We start from the raw sequence: 14,573 nt of genomic DNA on the forward strand, positions 1-14,573 counted from the left end.
AAGTATCAGGGTTCGGTGTTGAGAAGGGGTTGGTAAGGCCATTGGCCTTACCAACCCCTTCTCAACACCGAACACAATACGACCTGTCAATTTACTTTGACAGACTGGCCGAAAAAGACGTAAATACTGTTAAAACTCCGACATAACCAGTTCAGGTTCTTCTGCCTTAGGCGATACCGTAGCTGGTTTCTTTTTAGCCAGCTGGTTCACCCTGTACATTAAAAATATACTAATCAAAGTGACTACAGCCACCACGTAACCAACAGTATCATAATGTTCTATAGGACTGAATTTCGTTTGCTGAACAACGATCATCCCTGAAACTGCCGCTGCTACACCACCTGCAATTTGCTGCATAGAAGAGTTAATGCTCATAAATGCACCTCTGTCTTCCATATCAGGAATTGCGCTTGTTAAAGCAGAAGAAGGAACCATCCGGCTCATAATTCCGATCATCATCAAAACGTTAAGACCAATTACGATCCAGAATGATGTGGCAGATAAATTGGTATAAGCCACACAGATCAGCATAGTCCAGATGGAGGCAATACTGAAAATTTTGAATTTACTGACCGTATCACTTAACTTCCCGATTAAAGGCATGATGATTAATGAACTTATGCCGGAAACCATGAATAATACAGGTAGCTCCTCTGCTGTAACATGCAGGTTATTAACCGCAAATACACTTCCAAATGGCATCATCATGAAACCACCTATGGACAGTGCAGCTGTTGCGGCAAAACCAATCCTGTAATTCTTTTTGGACAAGGTATGCCAAAGGTGTTTGAATGCTGAACGGTCATGTTGCAAACCAAGATGCTTGTTAATGGGTTTTAAAACTACCACGATCAATACGGCAATGATTATTGCCACCGCTGCAACCATTACAAAAGGAGATTCCCAGCCCCATTTGTTAGCGATATACAAACCAATCGGAATGCCCAGTACCTGGCTTGCGCCAAAACCCATCTGTATAAAACCCATTACTCTCCCTCTTTGCTGTAAACTGAAAAGATCGGTAATAATGGCCATAGAGATAGAACTGATCACCCCGCCAAATAAGCCCGTGATAATACGTGCAGCAACCAATAGTTCAAAGGAATTGGCTAAACTGCATAAAAAGGTTCCAACAATGAAACCACTGTAAAAGAATAAAAGCAGTTTCTTACGATCAAAACGATCTGCAAATCCTGCGGTTAATAAACCTGAAATACCCGCGCTGAAAGCATAAGCAGAAACTGCAATCCCGAAAGAGGAAGGCTTCATACTTAAAGACTTAATCAGCATATCTCCTAAAGGAGACATGACCATAAAGTCAAGTATAACAGTAAATTGAGTCATTGCTAAAATAAAGATTACTATCTTTTGATAGCCCGAAAAAGGTATAGTTCCTTCAGTTTTCATAAAATTAAGTTAATTCACAGCAATTGTAGCCGCGATCTTGTACCATTTCGATAACCTGGTCGTGTTTTAAGGTATAAGAGACTATCCTTAAAACATAGTCCTCATCATCGAGATCTACATTCCATTGTTCAATATTCTTGTTTTTGTCCAATAAAGGCTGCAAAGCCTGTTTATCCTCTTCAGATTTTATATCCGTTCTAAAAAGAAGGATATGATTGAAATTTTCCATTTGCTGTCATTCTTAATTCTATTTAAATAATTGTTTAAAATCATTGATATTTATTTTTTCAGTCCCTTGACTACCAGATCAAAAGCTTCCCACAACATTTCATCGGTCATCTTGAATGGCTTACCACCCAAGCTCTGTCCTTCATTGTTAAACTTAATTAAAGCGTAAAGCGGCGCGAAAGCAACTGACCAGTAAACTTCGAATGGCATTTCCCGGACTTCTCCGCGAGAGATAATATTGTCATTGAACCTTTTGAATTGAACTAAGGCATCTTCCATTAAAGTGGAGAGAAACTGGTCCTGGTAAACCGAAGCCCTCAACTGGTCATTAAACTTGCTCAGCGTTGGGTTATTGATAAGTTCCCGATACCGGTTTTCCCACTGCTGACGTAACCCGGCTTCAAAAGAAGCTTCCGCATCAAAATTGTGAAGCATTGATTTTGCCAGCATCTTACCATGCTCCACTGCAAGCTGTGAAAGAAGATCATCCTTGTCCTTGTAGTAAATGTAAAGTGTGGCTACGGAAATGCCACAGGCTTTGGCGAGCTTATTCATACTAAAACTTTCAAAACCACCTTTTGCTATAGTTTCTACTGCAATTTTTTTAACCAGCTTCTCTTTCTCTGTATCTCTTGTGCGCATAATTATCAAATGATTAATCAAATATAAGTGAATATTCATTCATTAATGAAATAATAAATAAAATATATCTTTGCGCCACACACATTCTAATTACTCGCCTCCCTTGAAGAAAGCACTTAAGATCACCGGAATAAGCATTGCGTCTTTAATTCTGCTGATATTACTCCTCCCCTATTTAATACCCAATACCATTTCTAAAGAGATAGAAAACAGGATCAACCAGAATATCAATGGAAAGGTTGAATTTGAAAACACCAGTTTATCATTCTTTAAACACTTTCCCTCTTTAACCCTTAGCCTAAATAACTTCACTTTAAAAGGCTCTGCCCCGTTTGAAAAGGAAACTCTGATCCAGGCAAAGCAATTATCATTTCGCTTAGACCTGAGTACTGTTTTGTCAAAACAGGTAAAAATTGATCAGATCTTTTTAGACCAGGCCAATATCAATATCCAGGTAGATCAAAAAGGAAATGCAAATTATAACGTTTATAAGAGCAATAACAATCCTGCTGCTGCTGAAGATGGCGGTTCTACGTCGATAAAAATTGAAGGTATCTTTATCAATAAAAGTAACCTGACTTATAATGATCAGTCGATCCCGATGAAGGTTAGTGCTAAAGGATTGAATTATATAGGTAATGGAGATCTGAGCAAGGCGATTTTCGACTTAAAGAGTAATGCCAGAATTGATACGCTGGATCTGTACTATAATAATGCGCCTTATCTGTTAAATAAAAAGATAGATGCGAAACTGCTGACCAAGATCAATACCAACTCGCTCGATCTGATGTTTAATGAAAATGACTTAAAAATAAACTCCCTGCCGATTTTGTTTGTGGGCAAGTTCTCTTTTCTGAAGGATGGTTATGACATCAATTTTAAGACCGCTGCTAAAGAAACCGATCTTCATAATATTTTCACAGTATTGCCTCCATCAATCGCCAACCGGATGCAGAAAACAGCGATTAAAGGTTATGCCGAAATCAATGCTTCTTTAATAGGAAAATACCTGGCTAAACAAAAGGTTATGCCTACCCTGGCTTTTAATATTAAAGTACGCGATGGTCATATTAGTAATCCCAAAGCGCCGGAAGCCATCAGTAATTTGTACTTGAATTTACACCTGAAACTACCCAGCTTAAACCCTGATAGTTTATATATTGATATGGACAGCTTATATTTTAATATGGGCAAGGATTATGTAAATTCTGTAATTAAACTCAATGGCTTAAAAAAGCCTAAGGTCTTTATCAATACCAGGGGATCGATTGATTTAATGAAATGGGGTAAAATATTTGAAGTGAGCAACTTAAAAGGTATTTACACCATAGATCTGCAAGCTGACGGACAATTCACCAGAAAAATAGTAAGAACTGGTATCAGGCAGGTAGATACCGTGAGTGTCATTCCTAAATTCACATTAAAATCATCACTGCGTGACGGTTATTTTAAATATCCTTCGCTGAATGCTTCCATTGAAAAGATCAATTTTACAATAAACGGGCGTAACAGTGACGGAAATTATAAACACACGCAACTGGATATTAATGATATTAATTTACAGGCGCTGAGTAATTATATCAGAGGGTCAGCTAAGATACAACCGGGTAATATGGCTATAGCCATAAAGTTAAAGTCGATGATTAATCTTGCCGAAATCAAACAGTTTTATCCCTTAAAGGATCTGGAACTCAATGGGGAGCTTAACCTGGATTTGCAAAGTAAAGGTGTATATAACAAGGCCAGAAAAACTTTCCCTGTAACCGAAGCGTCTTTCAAACTGGCAAACGGCAGAATTAAGACTGCACACTTTGACCAGCCCTTAGAAAATATTATTGTAGATGGAACGCTGACTAATAAAGATGGAAGCTTAAGAGGTACGCAGGTGAATATCAAACCGATCTCTTTTGTAATGGCAGGCCAGCCATTTATGCTGAAAGCCGCAGTCAGGAATTTTGAGAATGTAGCTTATCATATCACCTCGAAAGGTTTTATAGATATTGGTAAAATGTATCAATTCTTTGCAATTAAAGGATACCATGTTAATGGAACAGTATTTACGAATTTATCTTTAAAAGGTTTACAAAGTGATGCCACTTCCGGAAACTATCAAAAGCTGAATAATAAAGGTCAGTTGATTGTGAATAATATCAGCCTGCAATCAGATCTTTTCCCAAAATCCTTTTTAATCAAAAACGGCGTATTCTCTTTCGCACAGGACAACATGAAATTTGAGAAGTTCAAAGCGAGTTATGGAAAGTCAGATTTTACGATGGATGGTCAGCTGGGCAATGTGATTAACTATGTACTTACGCCTAAAGCAAAGCTAACCGGTAATTTTAATTTTCAGAGCAAGCAGATTTTTGCAGATGAATTAATGGTTTACAATACTCCAAAACCAATTCCCGGAGCTCCTGCGGGAAGCAGTGGGGTCATTTTAATTCCCGCCAACCTGGATGTAACTTTATCCGCCAATGCGGGTACTGTATATTACAATGGTTTACAAGTTAAAAATGCCAAAGGTAACCTGGTTTTAAAGGATGGTACATTGACATTGAACCAAACCAGCTTCAACCTGATTGATGCTTCGGTGAATATGGATGCAACTTATAAAAGTATAACTCCTGAATCTGCTTTGTTTGATTATCATATTTCTGCTAAAGAATTTGATATTGCCAAAGCTTATAAAGAGATTAAAATCTTCCGGACGCTGGCAACTTCAGCTTCAAAAGTTAAAGGAGTAGTAGGCCTGGATTATCAATTGTCAGGAAAACTGAACCAGGATATGCTTCCGGTATATCCATCCTTAAAAGGTGCTGGTGTATTGTCTTTGAAGAAAGTGAGCTTAAGCGGATTTAAAATGATGAATGCGGTAAGTAAAGCTACCCGAAGGGATAGTTTAAACAATCCGGACCTGCGTGATGTTGAGATCAAATCTACTATCAATAAGAATATCATTACTATAGAAAGATTTAAAATGCGGATTGCAGGGTTCAGGCCTCGTTTCGAAGGACAGGTTAGTTTTGATGGCCGCCTGAATATGAGCGGAAGATTAGGTTTGCCACCTTTTGGTTTAATTGGTATTCCTTTGACCATTACCGGAACACAGGATAAACCAATCATTACTTTAAAAAGAAACAAAGAAGCGAAACTGGAAGAAAAAGAGGAAGAGTAATCTTTATTCAATATCGGATGAGCTTTCCTATAACACCGCCAAATCGATATGTGCCTGAAAAATTCCAATAACTCAAAACCAGATGTGCGGTTTTGAGTCAAAATAAAAGGGGCTTTTAATTGAATTAAAAGCCCCTTTATTTTTAATTGCAGACCTTAAGCTGCAGTGATCAAATCAACCTCTGCTTTAATTGCTGCTACAAGCGCATTATCACATTCGGTATTGTTGAATGAGATATTGATACTCGTACCGTTTTTAGAATAAGATACGTAAGGCTGAGTTCCTCCCAGCTCCGAACTGGTAAAATTACCATTCACTTGCACATCTTTTACTGGTTTACCTTCTTCAAACGAGTATTGAAAATTTAATTTCCATCCGTTAACTTCCATTGAATCATTTTTTTGTGTGCGGGTAGAAATATTAACCCTTTTTGTTGTTGTTGCCATGTTATTATTTATTTAAAGTTTGTAATTTGTTAGTCAGGTAAGCTTTTAAAGCATTGTGCGCTGGCGTACCGAGCATTTTTGTGATTTCAATGGCCTGAATTAATAGTTCAAGCTCATCTGAGTTTAGTTCTGCTATTCGTTCAGTAGTATAGGAATGATAAATTTTGCTTCCCAATTCAGACATAGGAATAGTCCCCCCGATATAAATTGTATTTCCAAAGCCTTTAATCCATTGATCAGGAAGAGCTAATTCCGTTCCTTCTAAATCCTGATAGATGACTTCTTTAAAGTCTATTATTGTTGTTTCCATCTTTAATTATATTATTATTTAAATTCTGACCGCTCCTACACAGATACCCTTGACGAATTTAAGACCAAATCCACCACCAATATTTTGAGTAAAACTTTGTCCCATTGATCCGGAAACCCGTATATCTCCAGCCAAAATATCTACCGCAATATTAATTGACGCTCCTGATGCAGAAGCCACCATTCCGATATTAAGACCTGATGATTTATTCATCTTGTTTTCAAACCTTGCCACCGCAGTAACTCCAGATGTTGCCGAATACACAGTATGACCGATACCAGAGAAGGAATCATCTTTGTTATTTAAGAAAGCCATAAGTCCTCCACCAGGATTTAATATAAATTGATTGCCGTTACCTTCATTTATATAATCCATATAGCCATTCCTGATATTAAAACCACCTATAAAGCCAGCATTTACATTGATAGTTCCTGAAATATTGGCATTTGCCGCTGTTAAAACCCCCTCACTGGTTACAGAAAAAAATTTGTTAATTGATGTTATCGAATTATTTTGAATCAAAATTCCACCTATTGAACCTGCACTTGCGTTTATGGTCCCTGAAATATTGGCATTCGTTGCTGTTAAAAATCCAGCACTGTTTACAGAAAACAATCCATTAGATGAAGTAATCGCATTTCCTTGAATTATAATACCTCCAATTGAACCTTTAGTGAAATTTAAATCAAGTCCGGTGATGTAACCTACGTTAATGACATTCGCTGTTATAAAAGCTGCATCCACAGCAAACGTCACTACACTTCCATTATCTATCGTAGTTACACCTTGTTTTGCCGCTATATTAATGTCACGATAAGCCATTGTTTTCAGCCGGTCGGTCAACGCATTATTTGCCTGCTGTGCTAATACTGCTTTATCATTTGCATTTGATATTGCTGCGCTCACATCTTCAGGCGAAGGGGACCAAGTAGTTGGTTTGCTTCCTTGCTCCAACTTCATCTGAGTAAAATAAGCCTTATGTAAAACGCCTGCACCATATATAAACGGTCTTATAAATAAATCACCATAGTCAGTATTTACTCCTCCTGTTTTAAAAGTCACATAACAAAATCTAAAATTATCAACTTGTATTTTTTGTTGATAAGCAATTATCTCATAACTCCAATCATTCGTATTTGGCCCAGCCCCCAACCAGAAGTGCATAGGCACGATGTTATCGACTTCTCCGGAATAGTCCTGTGAGTATACCCATCCGGAATATGTATAAACAGTACCTCTTCTAACTCTGACAGGTTCACTGTATGATACGTTACCTGTAGCAATGTCGGGCGAAAATAAACACGTTGACCCGTTAGTAAACTGGCCCGCAACAACGGTATTAGACCAATAGTTATTATTAACAAAATTTGCCGTATTTTTCAGCATATTAACTCCGCCAAAATCCACAGAATCCACTAACTGCCTGGCTGTTAGATCTGCGGCAGCCTTAGCAGCATTGGCTTTTGCCTGTGCATCCTGGCTTGCACCATATAACGCATTGGCCTGTGCTGCATTTGCTTTCGAAGTAGCCACTGAATTAGCAAAATTATTAGCCTCATTTGAAACATCAATTGGAGCAGGGGACCAGCTAGTAGGCTTATTTCCTTTTTCAACATTAAGATCTTGTAAAAGGAAATATTGCCAGCCGATCGTATCGAAATCAACAAACGTATACAACTCTGGAGTGTAATTAGTGACATTTACAGTATGCTTAAAATATACCCACTCATTAATTTTTCTAATAGGTATAACAATTCTGTTTAGGTCACAAATATCAATTCCCATATTTATAGAACCATTACTCTTGATGTACCCTGATACAGTCCATTCTCCATTTGATGTGATAACTGAATTTATACGAAGTAGTCCATCATTCTGACCTTGTGTACCTACTGAAAAGATACCATTAGTAATTCTAAACCCCGACACAGTGCCATCCTTAACATATTGCACGCCGGCTAATCCGGTATAACCTGTCATTGGAGAGGTCGCCCCAAATGTATTAGTTCCTCCTATTTGTATACCATCAACTTTGGTTTCAATATCTTCGGGTGCCGGTGACCAGTCCGCACCCTTGTTACCTTCTACTATTTTAAAATTTCTAATGTAAAATGCCTGTCTGCCACCAGTTCCGTAAATAATTACAGGTTGATTTCCACTGATTGCTCCGCTATTAGTTGTTTGGCTAACCCTATTCCAGATATTAGTATCAGGTACTGAAATACCATTAGATACACCGTTTATTCCAACAGCCAAATAGTGGCCGCCTGTATAATCATAACCTCGTATATCGAAGGAAACGATATAATCTGTATTAGCTTTTATAGGTACTGTCAATTTATTAAATGCGTATATTCCATTTGCATCTGCTGCAGACTGAATATACAAAGCAGGAATACCGTCAACAATTACGGCTTCTGCTGACCCTCCATTTTGCTCCCACCCAGACAGACCATTTTTAAATGCTCCATCTAATACTATATTCCTGGTTCCAAGTGTAATACCGCCAATTTTATCGGTAACATTTTTAGAAAGATCATCAATTGAAGGTTTCCAGTCAGTTGCTTTATTTCCAATTTCTACTTGCAGACCATCTAAAACAAACCAAGTAGGAGAATTAATATCAAATCTGATCGCCATCGTTTTAGCTTCTGCAGGGGTTGAAATTGTTATTGAATTTCTTTTTCCCCATGAAAAATCTGTATTGGTATATGTTACAGGAATAGCTGGCTGGACATCAGTTCCATTATACGCCAGAACTATATTAATTCCCTTCGCTTCCGAAGGTGAAATCGAATAGAAAGATATGATGTATTGAGTACTACCAGCCACTTTAATTCTTGGCATCTGGTAGTAGAATATAGGATTCAAACCTTGATTATCAGCTAATAAAAAATAGCTGCCCAATCTTGGTAAGATACCTCCGTATTCACTTGACAATCCCGGATTACAATTGTATTTCCCTTCCAGTAAAGGTTGTGTATCGAAATTCCCCCCAGTAAATAGATTAGCCCCACCAACTTGTATAGCTCCGATTTTATCTGTTACACTTTGATTAGTAGCAGCATTACCACCGGTAATGACTATTTTCCCTTTTATAAATGCGCGCTCAGCATACAACCCATACCCATCCAGCTCACCAAGATCCGCATCGCTAATCCCTGAAAGTTTACCCAGACGCACTTTGGTTTTACCCGCTAAACTATCCGAATTAATACCATCTAAAACATCAATATAAGGTGCACCAGTATCACTATTCGTCAAATATATCAACCCCTGGCGACTGGTATCAGTCGTATTACCAAACTGAAAAACGCTATCTCCCGCAGCCGGAATACCCCCGCCGGTTTTACCCGCTTTATCCAGATCAAAAATACCTGCACTAACCGCCCTGACACGTGCCGTATAATACTTCAAACGCTTACCATCCCAAACCTGGCAACGTACAATATCATTCACCCGGAACTGCACAGCAATTGTTCCCTCATCGGTGTTAATCTGACAAGACCAATAATCAGCATTATCAGTTACCGTTTTGATTTTTGCCACATTTGTAATTGCGATACTACCTCCGCTACCAGTGATTTCACGAACATTAAGCACATTTACATTCAATTCCTTACGCACGGTAAGGTTATCGAATTCTGCACTTCCATCAGGGTTTATTTTATAACCTGTCCCTGTAAAACCACTCACATAACCTTTACTATTTACTGTATCGGCAACAACTGATAAAAATGTAACCGCATCAGTTTTTCGCACGGGCTGGCTGATGAAATCATCAAAATGTCTACCATCCCACTGATCACTATCTTTAGCATAATCTGCTTTTAAAGCATGTCCTGACTCAGGTGTATAATCTGCTACTCCGGCTTTGGTTTTAGTTCCGGACAACATTAAATACCCATCCTGTTCAGATAAACGGTTCAGAAAAATGTTTTTCCTGATCTGGTTAATGTCCAGTAAACCACTGCTTTCAATCAACTGTAAAGTCCTTTGCTGCTGCGCATACTGGCGGATAATTTCATTCGCGCCAATACTGTCAGTTACTTCAAATTCATACTTATAAGCACTTTGAAGATCACGTTTATACGCAGCGATCCGGATTTCTCCATTGATGCCCATATCTGTATCAGTGATCACAACCGTATTCCCAAGCGTCACTTTAACACCCAGTTTTTTAAACCAGATCGGATCACAGTCAATAGTGTAAGCAAAGTTTAAAACAGGGTCACTATTTTTCTCATAATAGGCTAATGCAGCCTGATTCAACCTGTTTTCAGCAGCTAAAACATAACTTTCAGGCATCGCTATATCCACCAGGACATATTTATCCCCCACTGCAGGCCTTAATAGATCAGAAGGCATTTCTATAGCCTTTTCTTCCTCGTTCTTTTTAATCGTCACCTGTTTAGTCTGATGATTATAAGCCGAAATTTCAAAAGAATATCCCGCTAATTGCCCGGTATTGAATCTTACTTTCGAAGCACCATCAAGCTTAACCGTATTCAGGTCAAAATCTAAAGTATTGTCAGTAAAGAACTTCCAGTTACCACTACCGGCAACGATCGCACTCACTACGCCTTCACGTTCTGGTTTCACGTCAAAAACCTGTGTAGCCTCAATCAGCCCATATAAAGCAATCTTTGCCGGATCTTCATAATAGGTTTTACCACCAGGCAGCAGCAAACTGCCAGAAGCATTTCTGTAGCCCGCAGGTAAATTCTGAGCAGATCCCCGAACATACAAGCGCGTCACGATATTGATGCTTTTGTTATTACCTCTGAAGATACTGTACAAACCCTTTCCCTGGCCATATCCGAAAGACATTCCGCTACTTTGCTCCCGCTTTTGAAGGTGGATAGTCTTATTCTCAATCCAGAATTCTGTTTCAAAGTCCTGAGCAAGCCTGTTCAATCCCTGCAAACAGTTCTCTGCGTTGAACGTGAAATTTTTATAACCTGTATCATCTACTGTACCTACAGACCAGCCAGCACTGTGGCGGTTTGCATTTTCTACAATTAAACCAACAATGGTCGCCGCATTACCCATCAGGGTAAAAGACGGCTCTAAAAGCTGATTTTTTGTATTCAGGAACTGCAATTGCACTTTTGCCAGGTCATAAAATACAGCTTCTAACTGCATGTTATATTCAAAACTGTTCTTCGCGACTTTTTTTACCGAAGGAAGTACGTTCAGCTGATAACGCTCTCCATACACCAGTACAAAGTCCATCAGCTTAAAATCAATATACCTGGGAAGCGTGAAAGAAAAGTCCACCACGTTCTCTCCCATAGCTTTTTTGCTCTGTTTACCTGTCGGGCTTACCGTGGCAATGAGCTGCTCTGCAGAACCATTGGTTCTTTTTATCTCGTATCTCATCTTATAAAAATTTTACTTTGATTGTTAAATCAAACATGATTGCCGTTTTACCGCCATTGTCAAGCTCATTCAGTTTTTTCCAGTTTCCACTTTTCTTAAAATAAACCTGGTAAGTCATCGCGTGGTCTGCGACTGTCAGGCTTGAATACCCGGGCTTACGCAGTTCCGCAAAAAGCGCATTCCTTTTAAGCCAGAAATCGGAGCGGTTATCAGCCACAATGCAGCATTTCAAAGTCACTTCCAGATCGTCAAACTTGGGATCACTTAAATCTATATACTCTCCGTTCTCATCTTTATAATCAAAAGAATCAGAGTTTTTTCTATCGCCATGCCCTAATAAAGCAGAAGCGTCTTCGATTTCCAAACCGTAGTTTGGTCTTACATCAAGATTGTTTATTGCAAAATCCATATTATATTCCTGCGGCTCTAGTTGCGTTATTAGTATTCGTTAATTTACTGTCGATGCTCATTAAATAAGGCAAAAAGCGCTCTTCTACATCGGCAGATCTGCCAGTATTCAGCTCAATCTCTTTCAGAGAAAGGGTCTGCGACCTGATCTCCATTAAAGATTCAGACATACTGGATGTATTTTGTTTCGCCAGCTCATTTCCTTCAATCTGCGCTAAGCGTAAGCCACCAAACTGGCCGGCCAGTAAATTAGCTTCCTCAGAAGTAATCCCTTTAATCGAACTGGCCATTCCGGTATCGGCAGAACTTTTGTCTCCAAAACTTACCCCGGTAGTTTTTGAGATTGAATCCCACTGCGCAGATAAACTAAGCCCCAAAGCCGTAGCCCTGTCTTTCCAGCCTTGAATTTCTTCTTCCGAAGGAATTTTACCATTGGCAGTTAAGGCAGTAAGCTCCTCATAAAGAGGCTGCATTGCCTTTTGTACGGTGTTATATTTAAAACTATTGACGATTGATTTCTTCAGGATACTTTCAAAACTATCGCCCAGGTCTTGCGCAGATAATTTACCACCTGCTACCAGGTCAGCAAATACATCTGATAAACCCTCGACAGAAGTTCCCGTTAAAAGACCGTTAATCTTCTCCTGCAGATTTTCAACATCAATACCAGATTGTTTCAATTCTTCACGAAGTGATTTTAAAGCCTCAAAATCAGACTTAGCCTGGTTTTTTAATTTACCTTGCAGGTAAAGCTCTTCCATCTTCGCATAGTCACTTCCGCCAAGACTGGCCATAATATCCCATGTCTTAGCTTTTCTGAGCCATGTACCATGTTTTGACCCTACCCCGTCTACAAACTCCTGCCCTTGAATAGAGGTAAAAACCTTATCGTAAGCTTTTTGTAACTCAGGACTTTGTTGTTTCAATAGGTCAAGCTGGGCAATCATGCCCTGATAACTTGTTTTACCACGCTTTACCTCATCCTGATCTCTTTTTCTGAGCAAAGCCTGGTAGGCCAGCTCTCCTTTGGTAGCAGCGTCCTGGTAATCTTTAATATATTTGGCTGCAGCTTCTTTAGCGGCCTTTAAGCCACCAAAGTAACCCAGCACACTATTGACCACACCAAATGCTGCTGAGGCAATCCCCATTCCTGCACCCAGTTTATCCAGCGTGCTTGACTTCGAGTCTTTAAAAACTGCAGTTTGTTTTTTAATTTCACCAACACCAGCAACTCCAGTTGCTACTGTGCCAACCATCGCAGTAATATTGCTGTTGATCCCACTAAAGCTTTGACCTACTGCGCGGAGTTTATCTGCCAGGTCGGTCAGTTCTTTGACACTGCCGGTTTGGGCTGTTTTCTTAACCTTTAAAATTTCACCCTCCAGTTTGTTCTTTTCATCAGCAGTCAATTTTGTAGCACTCAGTTCTTGTTCAAGCAAGTCAATGGCTTTGAATGTGTTTTGAACAGTCATCTGCTCCAGGTTATTGAAAAGATTTTTATAAGAAGCCATTTTTTTGACATTTGCTTCGTCAGTTTTAGTCACCTCCTCGTCGCCAACCTTCAAAGCCAGCTTAGCTTGTTCTTTGTATCCCGACGCTTCCAATAAAGCTGCAGCCTTTTGATATTCTGCTACCATAGCCGCACGCGTTTCCGCATAGGCTTTATAAGTTTCCAGAAGCTTTTTTAGATCAGCCTCGGGATCTATGCCGCTATCAGGTCCTTTTTGAGCTAATGCGGCCGCACTTCCAAGGCGTTGTAAAAAACCTTCCTGAATTTTTGCCTCATCGCCGATGCCTTTGATCCGTTCACGGGTTGCTTTCAGTTCCTGTTCAATCTGAGCAGCATTGAAAGTAAAAGTTATGTCTAAATTTGAGTCGTTCATTTGCTTTGTTATTTTAATCCCAATCGTTCAGCCAGTGTATCACCGGTAACTTTTTTAGGTTTCTTTTTAATACGTTTCATTGTCGGGGCATCGGCTAACATCAGCCTGATATTTATCCAGCTGGTTCCCCACAAAATATCCTTAAAGGTCCAGCCGGTCCGTTCTGCTATGGAAAATATTACACCCCATACGCTATCTAAGCCACAGGCTTTTAACTCGTATGACTGATCTGTTGGCTCATCTTTGGTTTCATCATATTCAATGTCTCTCCCAAGCTGATAATGTGTGTAAAATCCTCAATCCCACCTTGCAGCACAACGATCTCCATCACCATGCACATGTCTCTCAGGGTCAGTTTGTTCATCAGGTAAAAAGCCAGTACAGGTGTAAATAACAAGCTTAGTAAACGATCATTTAATAAGGCGCAGGCAACCAGCTTAGCAATCGTTTTGGTGTGTCTGAGCTGCTTGCCTACGAGTTCATTAAATGGAATTTCGTTTACTTTCGCCACATCAAGCCCCAGTTGTAAATAGTAACTGCTAATCTGTACCAGTGTCCCGCCCATAGGGTTTTGTATCTTTACTGTTATTCTCTTTTTTCCAAAGAGCCGAAGCAACAGAGGTGCGGGGAAATGAACCGCCACACCTCTGTCCAGCAATGTTTCGGCAGCTCTAAACTCTACCGTATTCATT

The 14,573-nt window shown here is 39.4% G+C and carries 10 protein-coding genes; 1 reads left to right on the forward strand and 9 read right to left on the reverse strand.

Going from position 1 to position 14,573, the window contains the following annotated elements; translation table 11 throughout:
• Positions 1 to 129 precede the first annotated feature (129 nt).
• From LY11_RS03035 to LY11_RS03045, 3 genes are read right to left on the reverse strand one after another with little or no spacing between them, the layout of a single operon-like run.
• Positions 130 to 1,407 carry an MFS transporter gene (locus LY11_RS03035; protein WP_111632270.1) on the reverse strand — a complete coding sequence of 426 codons (1,278 nt, stop codon included), beginning with the start codon at positions 1,405 to 1,407 and terminating at the stop codon, positions 130 to 132.
• 4 nt (positions 1,408 to 1,411) lie between these two features.
• A complete protein-coding gene (locus LY11_RS03040; protein WP_111632271.1) occupies positions 1,412 to 1,636 on the reverse strand; it encodes a hypothetical protein in 225 nt (74 codons plus the stop codon).
• Between the two features lie 50 nt (positions 1,637 to 1,686).
• A complete protein-coding gene (locus LY11_RS03045; protein WP_111632272.1) occupies positions 1,687 to 2,277 on the reverse strand; it encodes a TetR/AcrR family transcriptional regulator in 591 nt (196 codons plus the stop codon).
• Positions 2,278 to 2,380: 103 nt separating this feature from the next.
• Between LY11_RS03045 and LY11_RS03050 the strand changes: the two genes are divergently transcribed.
• The gene (locus LY11_RS03050) at positions 2,381 to 5,452 is read left to right on the forward strand and encodes an AsmA family protein (protein ID WP_146610792.1); all 3,072 of its coding nucleotides are present in this window, start codon (positions 2,381 to 2,383) and stop codon (positions 5,450 to 5,452) included.
• Between the two features lie 155 nt (positions 5,453 to 5,607).
• Here the strand turns inward: LY11_RS03050 and LY11_RS03055 are convergent, their stop codons facing one another.
• From LY11_RS03055 to LY11_RS03080, 6 genes are all read right to left on the reverse strand, one after another.
• Entirely contained in the window at positions 5,608 to 5,898 is a 291-nt protein-coding gene (locus tag LY11_RS03055; RefSeq protein ID WP_111632274.1) for a hypothetical protein, read from the reverse strand.
• A 4-nt stretch (positions 5,899 to 5,902) separates the two neighbouring features.
• Entirely contained in the window at positions 5,903 to 6,208 is a 306-nt protein-coding gene (locus LY11_RS03060) for a hypothetical protein (RefSeq protein ID WP_111632275.1), read from the reverse strand.
• An 18-nt stretch (positions 6,209 to 6,226) separates the two neighbouring features.
• The gene (locus LY11_RS03065) at positions 6,227 to 11,590 is read right to left on the reverse strand and encodes a phage tail protein (protein ID WP_111632276.1); all 5,364 of its coding nucleotides are present in this window, start codon (positions 11,588 to 11,590) and stop codon (positions 6,227 to 6,229) included.
• Between the two features lies 1 nt (position 11,591).
• Positions 11,592 to 11,999 (reverse strand): hypothetical protein, encoded by a 408-nt coding sequence (locus LY11_RS03070; protein ID WP_111632277.1) that lies wholly within the window; start codon positions 11,997 to 11,999, stop codon positions 11,592 to 11,594.
• A gap of 1 nt (position 12,000) precedes the next feature.
• Positions 12,001 to 13,881: a hypothetical protein gene (locus LY11_RS03075; protein ID WP_111632278.1), complete on the reverse strand. Its 1,881-nt coding sequence runs from the start codon at positions 13,879 to 13,881 to the stop codon at positions 12,001 to 12,003.
• Between the two features lie 211 nt (positions 13,882 to 14,092).
• Positions 14,093 to 14,572, reverse strand: a complete 480-nt coding sequence (locus LY11_RS03080) for a hypothetical protein (RefSeq protein WP_111632279.1) — start codon at positions 14,570 to 14,572, stop codon at positions 14,093 to 14,095.
• Between the last annotated feature and the right edge of the window lies 1 nt (position 14,573).

The sequence above is a fragment of the Pedobacter cryoconitis genome, assembly GCF_003259615.1.
Lineage (GTDB): Bacteria > Bacteroidota > Bacteroidia > Sphingobacteriales > Sphingobacteriaceae > Pedobacter > Pedobacter cryoconitis.